The sequence below is a fragment of the Streptomyces sp. NPDC027962 genome (assembly GCF_055566095.1).
On the sequence record NZ_JBVHTA010000052.1, the window covers coordinates 41475 to 57094 of the forward strand.

The window sequence follows — 15620 nt, forward strand, 5'->3', positions numbered from 1 at the left end:
TCTGGTTGTCTGCTCTGGTTCAGGCGTGGACGGGCGCCGGCCCGGGTACCGACCCGGGGGCGGCTTCGGGGACGGAGACGGAGGCCGACCCGGGGGCGGATCCGGCCACGTCCTCGGGCACGACCTCCCTGGCGGGTGCCGGTACCGGCACCCCCACCGGGGTGCGCTGTTCCTGCGGGAGGACGACCGGCAGGCCCGCGGACTCGCCGAGGAACACCCGGCGCACGACGCGCTCGGCGGCGTTCCCGTCGTCGTACGGGCAGAAGCGCTCGCGGAACGCGGCCCGCAGCTGGGCCGAGCGTGAGCCGCGCCAGTGGCCGGTCGCGAAGATGTCGATCAGCTCGTCCTCGGTGCGGGCGACCTCCCCCGGCGGACACTCCCGCACGTCGAAGTAGGTTCCGCGCGCCGCCTGGTAGGCGTCCCAGTCGCCGGTGTGCAGGACGATCGGCCGGTCGAGGCCCGCGTAGTCGAACATCAGGGACGAGTAGTCCGTGATGAGCCCGTCGGAGGCCAGGCACAGGGACTCGACCGACGGGTGGTCGGACACGTCGATGACGCGGTGGGCCGCGGCGCCGCCGAGCGGCGCGTCACTGAAGTAGTGGGCGCGGGTGAGGAGTACGGACCGGGGGCCGAGAGCGGCGGCGAGCCGTTCGACGTCGAGCAGCGGGGTCTGGCTGCGGCGGTAGTCGCGGTGGGTGGGGGCGTAGAGGATGGCGGTGCGGCCCTCCGGGATGCCGAGTGAGGCGCGCAGCCGTGCCACGTCCTCGGCACCGGTGCGCTGGAACACGTCGTTGCGCGGATACCCGTACTCGAGCACGGTGCAGGCCGACGGGTACACCCTCTCCCACACCAGGGTCGAGTGGCGGTTGGCGGAGAGCGAGTAGTCCCACTTGTCGGCGTTCGCGAGCAGCTGCTCGAAGTCCATGGAGCGGGCGGCGGCCGGGCGCTCCTGGAGATCGATGCCCATCGTCTTCAGCGGCGTGCCGTGATGGGTCTGGAGCATGATCTGGCCGCGCCGCTTGACCAGGCGGCGGTCGAAGTTGACGTTGTTGACGAGGTACTTGGCGCGGGCGAGCGCCGACCAGTACGCGAACGTCCCCGGCCGGAGCCGCCTCGTTCCCGCGGGGACGGTGTGATGGTGGGCCTCCTGCGCGATCCAGGCCGTGCGGATGTGCGGGGCGAGCTCGCGCACCTTCTCCTCGATCGCGGCCGGATTGCAGGAGTAGCCGCGGTTCCAGTACGCGGCGAATACCGCCAGGTCCGAGCGGACCGGGAGCCGCAGCTGGATGCGGTAGTGCACCCGCAGGGCGGCGGCGAGCAGCCCACGACGGGCGTGCCCGGCGACACGGCGGGTGCGTGAGCGCAGCAGGTCGGTCGCCCACAGCGCACGGTAGACGCGGTGGCCGCCGCTGCGGATCAGCGCATGGCGCAGCCGGCCGCGCAGGGCGGGTGCGGCGCCGGGGGCACGGTGCCGGCGGCAGTGCGCGCGGGCCATGCGGAAGAACTCCGCGCGGCTGCCTTGCGGCAGCCGGCCGCGTGCGGTGGCCAGTGTGGAGAAGTGGTCGATCATGCGGCGGTAGAGGACCGGCTTCCAGTGCGCGAGCGCAGGCCGTACGTCGAGGAACGCGAACACGCGGTCGTACTGGTCGAAGATGTCGAAATGCTTGCGGCTGGTCGTGGCGAGGATGTTGCCGCCCTGGCGGCGCTGGCGGTAGTGCACGCAGACCCGGTCCAGCGTGGTGATGGTGGACGCGGCGAGCAGGGCCGGATAGGTCCAGGGAGTGTCCTCGTAGTAGCCGGGCGGGAAGGCGAAGCCCTCGCGCTCGACGAACTCCCGCTTGTACGCCTTGTTCCAGACCACCATGAGCAGTTTGAGCAGGTCCGGGCGGTCGTCGAGACGGAAGACAGCCGGTCCCTGATCGGTCAGCAGCGAGGCGAACCTGTTCCTGGCGACCTCGCCCGTCCAGTACGTCCGGGCGTAGTCGTAGATCAGGACGTCGGGGTCCTCGGTCTCCTCGAGTCGGTCGGCGATGGCCGCGAGAGCGCCGGGGACGAGGCTGTCGTCGCTGTCGAGGAAGAGGAGGTACTCGCCGCTCGCGCGGGCCAGGCCGGTGTTGCGCGCCTGCCCGAGGCCGACGTTCGCGGGGAGGTGGACGGCCCGCACGCGCGGGTCGCGCGCCGCGAACTCGTCGATGATCGCACCGCAGGCGTCGGGCGAGCAGTCGTCGACCACGATCAGCTCGAAGTCCGGACAAGTCTGTGTCAGCACCGAATCCAGGCATTCATGCAGGTAGGCCTGAACCTTGAACGCGGGCACGATGACACTGAACCGGGGCACGTCACATCCATGGGTCGGCGCGGGCAGATGGCCCGAGAACGGCCAATGGGGTGACTTGGTTACGCCGCACGTGGCATACGGGGGACCAACACGCAGTGGCGGCCCGGTTACGGGGTAACCGGGCCGCCGTCCTTCGCGCGCTCTTGTGTCAGCCGGTCACTTGACGGCCCCCGCCATGACACCGGAGACGAACTGCCGCTGGAAGGCGAAGAACACCGCCAGCGGGATGATCATCGACACGAACGCGCCGGGCGCGAGCACATCGATGTTGTTGCCGAACTGCCGTACCTGACGCTGCAGCGCGACGGTGATCGGCGCGCTGTCGGAGTCCGCGAAGATCAGAGCGACCAGCATGTCGTTCCACACCCACAGGAACTGGAAGATGCCGAGCGAGGCGATCGCCGGTCCGCCCAGCGGCATGACGACCCGGGTGAACAGCCGGATCTCGCCGGCGCCGTCGAGCCGGGCCGCCTCCAGCAGCTCACGCGGGATCTCCGCGAAGAAGTTCCTCAGCAGGAAGATCGCGAAGGGCAGACCGAACGCGACATGGAAGAGGACCACACCGAGCGTCGTCTCGAAGATCCCGATCACACCGAAGAGTTCGGACACGGGAACGAGGGCGACCTGCACCGGGACCACCAGCAGCCCCACGACGACCATGAACCACCAGTCGCGGCCGGGGAACTCCATCCAGGCGAAGGCGTACCCGGCGAGCGCGCCGATGACCACGACGAGCACGGTGGCCGGGACGGTGATCATCACCGTGGAGAGGAGCGAGCCGGTGATCGCCTCGTTCTCCAGCAGCCGTGAGTAATTCTGGGTGGTGAGCTCGGCAGGGGCGCTGAACACCTTCCACCAGCCGCTCTCCGCGATGTCGCCGCTGTCGCGCAGGGAGGAGAGCAGCAGGCCGACGGTGGGCATCAGCCAGAACAGGGCGGCCAGGACGAGGAAGACCCGCAGCACGCCGCCGCCGGTGCGGGCCGCGATCCGCGTGGCGAGGGAGTGCTTCGCCCCGACCGGGGTGCCGGCCTTCGCCGTGGTGCCGGTCGAGCTCATCGCCGGGTCTCCCTTCGCATCCTCCGGATGTTGAAGAACATCACCGGCAGCACCAGCAGAAGCAGCAGTACCGCGATCGCGCTGCCCAGGCCCAGGTCCGCGTCGGTGCCGAAGGAGGAGCGGTAGAGCTGGAGCGCCAGGACGTTCGCATCGTCCTGGGAGGAGCCCGGCGCGATGATGAAGACCAGGTCGAAGATCTTCAGCACGTTGATCATCAGCGTCACCAGGACGACCGCGAGCACGGGCGCCAGCAGCGGCACCGTGATCCTGCGGAACACCTGCCACTCGTTCGCGCCGTCGACGCGGGCCGCCTCCATGAGTTCGCGCGGCACACTCGCCAGACCTGCCGCGATCAGCACCATCGCGAATCCCGCCCACATCCACACGTAACTGCCGATGATCGCGGGGGTGACCAGACTCGGTCCCAGCCAGTTGACGCCGTTGTACGGCTCGCGGAAGTTCTCGGCGGGCAGCCGCAGCAGCGCGCCCTCCGCGGAGGCCGGGAGCGTGAACGTCCCGTCGGCTCCGGCGCGGGCGTCCGCCACCACCTTGCCGTCCTTGACCGCCTCCACCTTGATGCCCTTGAGCCCGAGCTCCCTGGTGTCGACGACGTTCGGTCTGCCGCCGCCGCCCCGGGTGAAGTCCAGCCACGCCGTGCCGTGGATCTTCCCGTCGCCCGTCTCGGCCGGCTTCGCGGGCTCGGCGTCCGTCGGCATCTTCGCGGGTGCGACACCGACCAGGGGTATCTGTACCGGAGTCCCGGCGGACACCGGCTCCTTGGTGATGAACGCACCGCCCCCGGCGGGTTCCAGCGGATGCACCGGCAGAGGACGGGCACGCGGGAAACCGGCCGACTCGGAGAACGTGTCGTGCACGCCCACCCAGACTGCGTTGGCCACTCCGCGCTCCGGGTCCTGCTCGTACACGAGCCGGAAAATGATGCCCGCGGCGAGCATCGAGATCGCCATCGGCATGAAGACGATCAGCTTGAACGCGGTGCCCCAGCGGATCCGTTCGGTGAGCACGGCGAAGATGAGGCCGAGGGCCGTGGAGACCGTCGGCGCGACGACGACCCAGATCGCGTTGTTCTTGACCGCTGTCAGGATGGTGTCGTCGGTGAAGATCTCCACATAGTTGCCGAGCTCGGCGAAGCCGCTGCCCGACTGGTCGAAGAAGGAGCGGTAGAGGGAGAACCCGATCGGGTAGACCACGAGCGCGCCCAGCAGCACCAGCGCGGGCAGCAGAAAGCCGGCCGCCACCAATTTACGTGTGCCTGTCACGCTCTTGCGTTTGTCGGCGGGGGGCGTCGGACGAGCCGGGCCCCCCGCGGTCACGGCCGACATGACGTCAGCTCTTGTACGCCTTGGCCGCTTCCGACTCCAGCTTCTGCTGGGTGCCCGCGACGTCCTTCGGGTTCTTCAGGAAGTCCTGGAGAATCTTCCACTCGCCCTTGCCGGGCGTGCCACCGAACGACTGCGGCATCTGGTCCGACATGTCGAAGCGGAAGTCGTCGCCCGACGCGATCAGCGCCTTCGCGATCTCACGCTGCACGTCGTTCGGGTACGCGGCCACGTCCAGGGACTTGTTGGGCGAGAGGAACCCGCCGGCCGCCGCCTGGATGGCCGCGGCGTCGGGCGAGGCCAGGAAGGTCAGCAGCGCCTGCGCGCCCTTGCTGTCCTTCAGCGCCACCGCGGCGTCCCCACCGGTCACGACCGGCGGCTTCGCCCCGACGGCCGGGAACGGGAAGACCTTCGCGTCCGTACCGATCCTGGCGTCGGTCTGGGCGATGTTGACGGTCACGAAGTCGCCCTCGAAGACCATCGCCGCCTTGGGTGCGTCGCCGCCGCTGAACGTCTGGGTGACCGAAGCGGGGAACTCCGTCTGGAGCGCGCCGTCCGTACCGCCCGCGATCAGGCTCGGCTTGCCGAACAGCTCGCCCAGCGTGGTCAGCGCGTCCTTCACCGACGGGTCGGTCCACTTGATCTCGTGCTTGGCCAGTTGGTCGTACTTCTCCGGGCCCGCCTGGGAGAGGTAGACGTTCTCGAACCAGTCGGTGAGGACCCAGCCGTCGGCGCCGGCGATCGAGACCGGTGTGACGCCCGACGCCGAGACCGTCTCCGCCGTCGTCAGGAATTCCTTCCAGGTCTTCGGCGCTGTCGCCCCCGCGTTCTCAAAAACGGTGTTGTTGTACCAGATCAGGGACTTGTTGGCGGCCTTGTAGTAGACGCCGTACTGCGTGCCGTCGACGGCGCCGAGGTCCTGCCAGGCCTTCGCGTAGTTCTTCGCGAGCTGCGCCTTGGCCTCCGGCCCGACGGGCTTGGCCCACTTGCGCGCCACGGCCTGCTGGATCGCTCCGACCTGGGGCAGCATCGCCACGTCCGGCGGACTGCCGCCCGCGATCTTCGTGCCGAGGAAGTTGACGATCGGGTCCTGCGCCGGGACAAAGGTGACCGTCGCGCCCGTGCGCTTCTCGAACTCGTCGAGGACCTTGGTGAAATTCTCCTGCTCCGGGCCGCTCCAGACGGCGGCGATCTCGATCTTCTCGCCGTCCAGCTTGGGCAGTTGGACCGACGCGGGCTTCTCGGTGCCCTTCGTCGGGCCGCCGTCGCCCGGCTCGTCGCCGTCCTTGTCGCCGCCACAGCCGGCAAGTGCGAGCGCGCCGATCGCCGCGAACACCACTGCGGCCCTGCCCGTACGAAGAGTTCTGTGCATCACTGCCCCGTCTCTGCCGTGCGCTGCTGTCCCGTGATCTGTTGCGAGTCACCTGTGACCGGGCCGTTGCCGGTCCGTCCGACAGGTCTACGCCCGCGGTTCGGGTGTCGCAATACCGCCCCCGGCGACAATCACCCTTTCGTGATCCCCTTGTGACGTGATGTCAGGTCAAACGGCGGGGCGGCCGGGAACAGTCCCGGGGGTGCGGAAGCGCCCCGGAGCGGTCGGTTGATCAGGAATGCGCCGCGGTCAGCGGCGCGACCGGCGCCGCGTCCACCGAACGAGCCGCCCGCTCCAGGGCACTCGCCAGCAGCGCCAGGTCCGTCGGTCCGTTGCCCAGCTCGCGCACGGGGCGGCGCGTGGGTGGATCGCCCATCCGCTCCCACTCGAGCGGAACCACAGTGGGCCGCAAGGTCGCCGTACGCGGAATGCGACCCGTCACCCGCCCGCTCTGGAACGGTGTCACCCGCCCGTCGGGGTGCCCCAGCCTGCCCCGGCCCGGCGCCGGGTCGTCCGGCCCGGGCGCCACGGGCGGCGCCTCCAGCACCACCCGCAGTCGCGCTCCCTCGGCCAGCAGCGTGTCCGAGGTGCGGTCCGGGCGCGACGACGTCGCCACCAGATGTACCCCGAGGCGACCGCCGTCCCTGGCCACCGCCTCCAGGGCCCGTACGACGGAACCGGCCGCCGGCCGGCCGGGGCTGCCCAGCGCCGGGGCCACCAGCGCGTCGAAATCGTCGACGAGCACCACCAGACGCGGCAGCGGATCCGGCTCCTGACTCCTCGTGCGCCCCCCGGGCCGGAGCCTGAGCGTCCCCGAGGAGGGTGAGTCCAGGTCGCCGCGCTGCTCGGCGGGGCTCGGCCCGCGCTGGCCGACCATGCGGTCCGCCACCTCGCGTCGCGTACGCCACTCGGCGAAGTCCCCGCCGTCGAGCAGCTCCGCGCGCCGCTTCAGCTCGGCGCCCAGCGCCTGTGCGAACGCCCGCATCCGCACCGGGTCGCTCGCTACCAGGTGCTCCGTCACATGCGGCAGCTCGGTACAGACCGCCAGCCCCTCGCCGCGCCCGCCGCCCGCCCCGTCGACCAGCAGCAGGCCGAGCCGGTCCGGACGGCCGGCCGCCGCGAGCGACGCGGCGACGGAGCGAAGCAGTTCCGTACGGCCGCTGCCCGCCGGGCCCTCGATCAGCAGATGCGGGCCCTCCTCGGCCAGATCGACGGCCAGCGGACCCCGGGGGCCCGCGCCGAGGACCACGGTGCCGTCGCAGGCCGACGCCCAGCGCGCCATCAGCGACGCCGGAGTGGCGCGAGCCAGCTCCAGCTCGTCCAGCAGCCGGGCGGACTGCGGAAGAACCGCGGCCCTGCCCGGGTGCACGCCGGCGCCCTCGGCACGCAGCGGGGCCAGTGCCCGGCCGAACCGCTCCGCCCAGGCCGCGGAGACGGCGTCCACCACGCCCACGGTGCCGTGGCCGGCCGGCTGACCGCCCGCCACCCGCATCAGCCGCAGCGCTGTGGCCACGTCCCCGCTCAACAGGGCGACCGCCCCGCACTCCCGGAAAGGCAGCGAGGCGGCGCAGGCCGACTCGTACGTCGCGGCGACAGGGGACGACGGGGAGGCCGCGGCCGTCTCCGCCAGACAGATCAGATGGATACCGGCGGCCCAGCCCACCTCGGCCAGCCGGGCCGTCGTCTCGCGCAGCGCCGCGGAACCGGGGTCCCCGTCGACGACGACAACGGTGCGCGGGCCGGTGTGGCGGGAGGCGGCATCCGTGACCGCCCGCCGGCCGGCGCTCGGCCAGCCCGTGCCGAGCGGGCCCTCGTCCAGCCGGCGCGTCAGCTCCGCGGTGCGGGCGGCCGCCTGGTCGCGGTCGTAGGCGAGCAGCAGCCGGCAGTCCTGGCCGTGCGCCGGGCGCAGATGCGGAAGCCAGCCCAGCCAGGACCACTCGCTCGTGCGCTCCTCGAGGGTGCGGGCGCGGTCCGTGCTGATGAGCACGATCTCCAGGTCGCCCGGTGAGTGCAGCGCGGCGAGCTGGGCGACGGCGGACCTGGCGAGGCCCGCGAGCCGTGCACGCGGGCCGGCGAGCCCGAGGGAGCCGGCCTCGCGCAGGGCGACGGTCACGGGCACGGACGGCAGCTCGGCACGGTCGGCGGTGCCGAGCCTGAGGACGAGGCACTCGGGGTGCTCGGCGTCCCGCTCCCACAGCCTGGGGCCGGGGCCGAGCGCGGTGAGGAGGACGGCCGCGGGATCGGGCCAGCTCTCCACTGTGGGCACTGCTGTGGAGAGCGCCGGACCGGCCGCGCTGCTCTCCTCGGCCGCCGCCCCGCCCCGGCTGCCGGCGAGGCGTCGTGCCCAGGCGCCTATGCCGCGCTTTCGCTGGGTGCGCAGCGGGTGGGGGAGGCCCTCCTGGGCGTCGTCGTACGAGCCGCCCGGCACGTCGGAGCCGGCTCGGCCCGGCGCACCGGGCGCGTACTGCGCGGGAACGCGCGCGGCGGCGTCACCGAGCGGGCTCTGCAAATGGTGCGTCGCCGCCGAGCCGGTGTGTCCGTACGGCGGGGACACGGCTTCGTGGGCGGTGACGCCGTTGGCCGGGTACGCGGTGCCGTCGGTGCGGAGCGTGGCGCTTGTGGTGCCGGGGGAGCCGTGAACGCCGGTGGCCGCGCCCGGTGCCTCACGCCCTGCCGCGTCAGGGCGTGAACGCCCCCCCGCGGTTGCCGCGGCGGCGTGGCCGTCCAAGGCGTCCCACGAGGGCACCGGCCGGGCCCCGCCGTGGTGCGGCGAGCCGGCGAGGGGCCGGCCGGTGCCCTCGACGGCCCGCCCGTGATCTTCCGGGCCGCCTTCGGCTGTCCACGCCGAGCCGCCTCCGCTTGTCCGCGCCGGGTCGCCGGGCGAGGCGGCCGGGCCGTGGGCCGCGCGCGCCGGAACGCGGAGGTGGCCCTCGCCGTCCGGGGCGGTGGGGAGGACCGGCGGCGGGGCCCCGGTGGACAGGCGGAGGGTGGACTCGCCCAGGCGCAGCAGCGCGCCTGCCGGAAGGCGGACGGGGCGGGCCTCCACAGGGGTGCCGTCGACCGTCGTGCCGTTGGTGGAGCCGAGGTCGGTGACCGTGACCCGGCCGTCCTCCGCGACCGTGACCGCACAGTGGAGCCGGGAGACGTCGGGGTCGTCGAGCGGCACGTCGGCTTCGGCGGACCGGCCGATGTCGACCCGGCCGCCGTGCAGCAGGTGGACGCCGCCCGCGTCGGGCCCGGCGACCGCATGGAGCTGCGCGAAGACGTCCGTGTCGTGTCCCTCGTCCTCGACCGGTGTCTGCAGGGCCAGCACGGCCCCGTCCACCAGGGGCGGCTCGCCCAGGGTGCGGCGCTGCGGATCGAGGCGCTCCTGTCCCGCGTACAGCACTACGGTGCCGGAGACGTCGGGGCCGGAGACGGCCGCGGCGAGGCCGGAGGCCACTGCGGCGAGCGCCGTCCCTGCGGGCGCGGTGACGACCACGTCACAGGGGCGCCCGGCGGCCCCCGACGGTCCGCCGCGCGGCGCGAGAACAGTCAGCCGGATCTGCATCGCCGTCAGCCATCCCTTCTGCGCGGGGTACCCGGCAGGGGAGTGCCCTGATCGCCCCCGCCCGGCAGGTCGGCACGCGCCACGGTCTCCCTCCCCACAGCTCCGTGCTGAGGGCATCCTCGCATCCGCCACTGACAACACGCCCGCCCCCTACCGGTAATTGATCTTGACCGGTCGGCCCATGGGGCACATCACGAACAAATCAGGGCCAAGTCCGGAAGGAAAGGCTCCAGGTCGGGTCGGGTGGGTATGCCATCCGTACGTACGGACGGCACCGATCGTGATGTTCAGTGCGCGCGGGCCCGGCAACCATCCGTACGATGCCCGCGTCTGTTCTTCGAACAGGGGCGACGGGAAGGACCTCCCCTAAAGTGGGACGGAGACCCGGCGGGCCGAAGATCGCCCGGTGGGCCGGGACCCATGATCACGATCAGCAGGGAGCGCATGACGTGCGGCCGGTAGGCAGCAAGTACCTGCTCGAGGAGCCGCTCGGGCGCGGCGCCACGGGCACCGTCTGGCGAGCCCGTCAGAGGGAGACCGCGGGCGCCGAGGCGGCCGTCGCGGGCCAGCCCGGTGAGACCGTCGCGATCAAGGTCCTCAAGGAGGAGCTCGCGAACGACGCGGACGTGGTGATGCGTTTCCTCCGGGAGCGCTCCGTCCTGCTCCGGCTCACCCACCCGAACATCGTCCGCACCCGCGACCTCGTCGTGGAGGGCGATCTCCTCGCCCTCGTCATGGACCTGGTCGACGGCCCGGACCTGCACCGCTACCTGCGCGACAGCGGCCCGCTCACCCCGGTCGCCGCCTCGCTCATGACGGCCCAGATCGCGGACGCGCTCGCCTCCAGCCATGCCGACGGCGTCGTGCACCGCGACCTGAAGCCGGCGAACGTGCTGCTCAAGACCGACGCCGACGGCCAGATGCACCCGATGCTGACCGACTTCGGCATCGCACGCCTCGCCGACTCCCCGGGCCTGACCCGCACGCACGAGTTCGTCGGCACGCCCGCGTATGTCGCCCCCGAGTCCGCGGAGGGACGCCCGCAGACGTCCGCCGTCGACATCTACGGCGCGGGCATCCTGCTGTACGAGCTGGTCACCGGGCGGCCCCCGTTCGCGGGCGGCACAGCGCTCGAGGTGCTGCACCGCCACCTCAGTGAAGAGCCCCGCCGCCCCACCACCGTGCCCGAGCCGCTGTGGACGGTCATAGAGCGCTGCCTGCGCAAGGAGCCCTCGGAGCGGCCCAGCGCCGAGAACCTCGCCCGCGGCCTGCGCACGGTCGCCGCGGGCATCGGCGTGCACTCGAACGCCGCCCAGGTCGACGCCGCCCTCGGCGTCGCCGTGCTGCTCGCACCCGACCCGACGCCGGCCCCGGTCCCCGAGACGCCGGGCGCCGCCGATCCCACCCAGGTCCTGCCGAACACGGGTGGCGGCAGCGCGGCCTACGACCCGTCCGCCGCGACCAGCGTCATGCCGCAGACCGGTCCGTCCGGGGGCACGGCTGACCCGACCGCCCTGATGCCGCCCGTGCCGCAGGGGCAGCCGGGTCCGGAGGACCCGCACCCCTGGCAGTCGCAGCTTCGGGCGGCCCGGGACCGCAACGAGCAGACGCAGGTCCAGTACCTCGACCCCAGCCAGGACCCGCTGCGCCGCCGGCCGCAGCGCCAGGCCCCGCAGCAGCCGCCGCAGCGCCAGGCCCCGCAGCGGCAGCAGCGCCCCCAGCCGCAGCCGTACGCGCCGGCCCCGCAGCAGCATCAGCCGCAGAGGCGGCAGTACGCTCCGCCGCCGCAGCAACAGCAGTACGCCCCCCCGCAGCCGCCGCCCCAGCAGCCCGCGCCGCGTCAGCCGCGGCAGCGCGCGAACCCCATGCGGATCCCGGGGCTCGGCTGCCTCAAGGGCTGTCTGTTCACGGTGCTGCTGTTCGTCGTGGCCGGCTGGCTGATCTGGGAGCTGACCCCGCTGCAGGACTGGGTCGCGCAGGGCAAGAGCTACTGGGACGCGATCGGCGACGGCATCTCCACGGTCACCAACTGGATCTCGGAGCTCGGCTCGGCCCAGGACACCGCCGACGAAATCGGCAACCAGTAATCGGCGCCAGGGCCGGTAACCAGCAGTAACTCTGTCGTTTTGTCGACTTCCGCGGGCCGATTTATCCCGCAGAAGTGGAGGTTGGTGTCATCCGGGGCACACAGGCCCCGGATGCCCGCGTACGTTGTGGGGCAACGCCAGCCGCTGAGGGAGCAGTCTTGGCACGGAATATCGGCAGCCGGTACACGGCCCACCAGATCCTGGGGCGGGGCAGCGCCGGCACGGTGTGGCTCGGCGAGGGACCCGAGGGTCCCGTGGCCATCAAGCTTCTTCGCGAGGATCTCGCCTCCGACCAGGAACTCGTCGGACGCTTCGTGCAGGAGCGCACCGCCCTGCTCGGGCTGGGCCACCCCAAGGTCGTCGGCGTCCGCGACCTCGTCGTCGACGGCAACGATCTCGCGCTGGTCATGCAGCTCGTGCGCGGCACAGACCTGCGTACGCGCCTGGACCGCGAGCGCCGCCTCGCGCCGGAGGCCGCGGTCGCGATCATCGCGGACGTCGCCGAAGGTCTGGCCGCCGCCCACTCGGCGGGAGTGGTGCACCGGGACGTCAAGCCGGAGAACATCCTGCTCGACATGGAGGGCCCGCTCGGGCCCGCCGGTTCGCACCCCGCGCTCCTCACCGACTTCGGCGTCGCCAAGCTGATCGACACCCCCCGCCGCACCAAGGCGCAGCGCCCCACCGGCACCGGCGCGCCGAACCCGTCGGGAATCATCGGCACCCCCGACTACATCGCGCCCGAGATCGTCGAGGGCCTGCCGCCCCGCGCCGCGGTCGACATCTACGCCCTGGCCACGGTCCTCTACGAGCTCCTGGCCGGCTTCACCCCCTTCGGCGGCGGGCACCCGGGCGCGGTCCTGCGCCGCCACGTCACCGAGACCGTGGTGCCGCTGCCCGGCATCCCGGACGAGCTGTGGCAGCTCATCGTCCAGTGCCTGGCCAAGGCGCCCGCGTCCCGGCTGCGCGCCTCCGAGGTGGCGTCCCGGCTGCATGACCTGCTCCCGACGCTGGCGGGAATGCCGCCCCTGGACGTCGACGAGCCCGACGCCGAGCCGCCCACCGAGCCGTACGAGGACATCGTGCGGCCCGCCGCCGGGGAGCCCCGCCGACGCGGCGCCGTCCCGCTCGTCCCTGGTGCGGCCCCAGCGGACTCCAACCGCGACACCCACACCTCGATGCGTGTCCCCGCCCCCGACGAGCTCGCCGGCGGCGCCCACGGCACCGCCAGGGCCCCGCGCTCCCCGGGCCAGCGCCGCCCCGGCTCGGCCCGCAACAGGTCCACCGCCGTGCGCAGGCGGCGCATCACGCTGGCCGTTGCTGCACTCGCCGTGGCCGCGGCCGTCGGCGTCGGCGGCTGGCTGGCCACCAGCGGCGACGACAGCCCCGCACCCCCGGGGGATTCCCAGCAGTCGGCACCTTCCGACCCCTAGGTGTTCTGTCCCGAGAGGTTGTGACGATCTTCGGGCGGTCGGGGCCATCACGGGCCCGTCCGCTCAGCCGTTACGCTGGACCCGTGGCAGTCGTCGATGTATCCGAAGAGCTGAAGTCCCTTTCCTCGACCATGGGGTCGATCGAGGCCGTTCTGGACCTCGAGAGGATGAGGGCGGAGATCGCCGTGCTCGAGGAGCAAGCGGCGGCACCGTCCCTCTGGGACGACCCCGAAGCGGCACAGAAGATCACCAGCAAGCTCTCGCACCTGCAGGCCGAGGTCCGCAAGACGGAGGCGCTCCGCGGCCGTATCGACGACCTCGAGGTGCTCTTCGAGCTCGCGGAGGCCGAGGACGACCCGGACGCCCGTGCCGAGGCCGAGACCGAGCTGGAGTCGGTGCGCAAGGCGCTGGACGAAATGGAGGTCCGTACCCTCCTGTCCGGTGAGTACGACGAGCGCGAGGCGCTGGTCAACATCCGCGCCGAGGCCGGCGGTGTCGACGCCGCGGACTTCGCCGAGCAGCTCCAGCGCATGTATCTGCGCTGGGCCGAGCGGCACAACTACGGCACCGAGGTCTACGAGACGTCGTACGCGGAAGAGGCCGGCATCAAGTCGACCACCTTCGTCGTCAAGGCGCCCTACGCGTACGGCACGCTCTCCGTCGAGCAGGGGACGCACCGGCTGGTGCGCATCTCGCCGTTCGACAACCAGGGCCGCCGCCAGACGTCCTTCGCGGGCGTCGAGGTGCTGCCCGTCGTCGAGAAGACCGACCACGTCGAGATCGACGAGTCCGAGCTGCGCGTGGACGTGTACCGCGCCTCCGGACCCGGTGGCCAGGGCGTCAACACCACCGACTCCGCGGTGCGGTTGACGCACGTCCCCACCGGCATCGTCGTCTCCTGCCAGAACGAGCGCTCGCAGATCCAGAACAAGGCGAGCGCGATGAACGTCCTGCAGGCGAAGCTGCTCGAGCGCCGCCGCCAGGAGGAGCAGGCCAAGATGGACGCCCTCAAGGGCGACGGCGGCAACTCCTGGGGAAACCAGATGCGTTCGTACGTGCTGCACCCGTACCAGATGGTCAAGGACCTGCGCACCGAGTTCGAAGTGGGCAACCCGCAGGCGGTGCTCGACGGTGAGATCGACGGCTTCCTCGAAGCCGGAATTCGCTGGCGCAAGCAGCAGGAGAAGTAGCGAAGCGCTTTGTCGACAAGGTAACTGCCGCCTACGGGGCGGCAGTTCCGTTTTATGTCACAGTTGCATCCCCGCAGGTCAGGCAAGTGACAGCATTTCGGGCATCGCGTCCGCTAACGACCTTGACGCGCTTTCGGAAACTGGGAATGGTGGCGCGCGGCATGCGTGTTTCTGGGGCGCGTGCGAACGGGGGCCACGGAGCAACGGCCCCTGAACCCGCTGCCCCTGACGCTGCTCCGACAACGAGATAGCTACTGGGGGTAGCAGCCAGATGACCAAGAAGACGCGGATTCGTGTCGCGCGTATAGCCGCCGGCGCCGTGATCGCCGCGGGTGCGTCGCTGACCGCCGCAGGCGCCGCGAGTGCCGTCGGGTTCGGGTTCGACGTCGGCCCCGTCGAGGTGTCCGCCAATGCCGACGAGAACGGCATCGCCGCCGGTATCGGCATCAACGAGGGCGACTGCGAGATCGACCCGACGATCTGTGAGCCGGGTGAGCCGGGTGAGCCGGGTGAGCCGGGTGAGCCGGGAGAGCCGGGAGAGCCGGGTGAGCCGGGTGAGCCGGGTGAGCCTGGGGAACCGGGTGAGCCGGGTGAGCCGGGAGAGCCGGGAGAGCCGGGAGAGCCGGGAGAGCCTGGGGAACCGGGAGAGCCGGGTGAGCCGGGAGAGCCGGGAGAGCCGGGAGAGCCGGGAGAGCCGGGTGAGCCGGGAGAGCCGGGTGAGCCGGGTGAGCCGGGTGAGCCGGGAGAGCCTGGGGAACCGGGTGAGCCGGGAGAGCCGGGCAACCCCGGTGACCCGATCGAGGACCCCGCCCCCACTCCGGACAACCCCGGTGGCGGTAACGACAACGACACCGACGGTGGCGTCATCGACGGTGACGCTCCGATCGGCGGCGACGGCACCGACACCAACAACGCCGGCTCCGAGCCGGTCCAGCAGGGCGAGGCCAAGGAGGAGCTGGCGGAGACCGGCGCCGCAGAGACCACGTTCCTGCTGATCGGTGCCGCGACGATGATCGCGGGTGGCATCGGCTTCCGTATGCTGCCGCGCCTCGTCGGCGGTGGCCGCGCTGTCGCCTAGGCGACACAGCCGGTAACCGGCACGTGCCGTCACCGACACATTCGGTGACGGAGTTGTAACGGGAAGGGCCCGGAGTGCTCAGCAGACGCTGTTGGTTAATTCGGGCCCTGTTGCTTCGCCCCGCTGACTTGGTCGGCGGGGCGAAGTGCTGCGAAGTGGCTGGTTCGGGTGCGGGCTCG

General features: G+C 71.9%; 9 protein-coding genes. 4 read left to right on the forward strand and 5 right to left on the reverse strand.

The window, feature by feature from the left end; genetic code table 11:
* Positions 1-19 precede the first annotated feature (19 nt).
* The 5 genes from ACZ4SA_RS32685 to ACZ4SA_RS32705 all read right to left on the reverse strand — a co-directional run bounded on the left by ACZ4SA_RS32685 (position 20) and on the right by ACZ4SA_RS32705 (position 9656).
* Positions 20-2338, reverse strand: a complete 2319-nt coding sequence (locus ACZ4SA_RS32685; RefSeq protein WP_468281535.1) for a bifunctional glycosyltransferase/CDP-glycerol:glycerophosphate glycerophosphotransferase — start codon at positions 2336-2338, stop codon at positions 20-22.
* A gap of 156 nt (positions 2339-2494) precedes the next feature.
* The gene (locus ACZ4SA_RS32690; protein WP_468281536.1) at positions 2495-3394 is read right to left on the reverse strand and encodes a carbohydrate ABC transporter permease; all 900 of its coding nucleotides are present in this window, start codon (positions 3392-3394) and stop codon (positions 2495-2497) included.
* Positions 3391-4737 (reverse strand): carbohydrate ABC transporter permease, encoded by a 1347-nt coding sequence (locus ACZ4SA_RS32695; RefSeq protein ID WP_468281537.1) that lies wholly within the window; start codon positions 4735-4737, stop codon positions 3391-3393. The genes ACZ4SA_RS32690 and ACZ4SA_RS32695 overlap by 4 nt, the downstream gene beginning before the upstream one ends.
* A 4-nt stretch (positions 4738-4741) precedes the next feature.
* Positions 4742-6106, reverse strand: coding sequence for an ABC transporter substrate-binding protein (locus tag ACZ4SA_RS32700; RefSeq protein WP_468281538.1), 1365 nt, complete (start codon positions 6104-6106; stop codon positions 4742-4744).
* Positions 6107-6338: 232 nt separating this feature from the next.
* Entirely contained in the window at positions 6339-9656 is a 3318-nt protein-coding gene (locus tag ACZ4SA_RS32705; protein WP_468281539.1) for an FHA domain-containing protein, read from the reverse strand.
* A 449-nt stretch (positions 9657-10105) separates the two neighbouring features.
* Between ACZ4SA_RS32705 and ACZ4SA_RS32710 the strand changes: the two genes are divergently transcribed.
* From ACZ4SA_RS32710 to ACZ4SA_RS32725, 4 genes are all read left to right on the forward strand, one after another.
* Positions 10106-11743, forward strand: a complete 1638-nt coding sequence (locus ACZ4SA_RS32710; RefSeq protein ID WP_468281540.1) for a serine/threonine-protein kinase — start codon at positions 10106-10108, stop codon at positions 11741-11743.
* A 158-nt stretch (positions 11744-11901) separates the two neighbouring features.
* Positions 11902-13173: a serine/threonine-protein kinase gene (locus ACZ4SA_RS32715; protein WP_468281541.1), complete on the forward strand. Its 1272-nt coding sequence runs from the start codon at positions 11902-11904 to the stop codon at positions 13171-13173.
* A gap of 83 nt (positions 13174-13256) precedes the next feature.
* The gene (gene prfB, locus ACZ4SA_RS32720) at positions 13257-14363 is read left to right on the forward strand and encodes a peptide chain release factor 2 (RefSeq protein WP_468281542.1); all 1107 of its coding nucleotides are present in this window, start codon (positions 13257-13259) and stop codon (positions 14361-14363) included.
* A gap of 271 nt (positions 14364-14634) precedes the next feature.
* Positions 14635-15441: an LPXTG cell wall anchor domain-containing protein gene (locus tag ACZ4SA_RS32725; protein WP_468281543.1), complete on the forward strand. Its 807-nt coding sequence runs from the start codon at positions 14635-14637 to the stop codon at positions 15439-15441.
* Positions 15442-15620 lie beyond the last annotated feature (179 nt).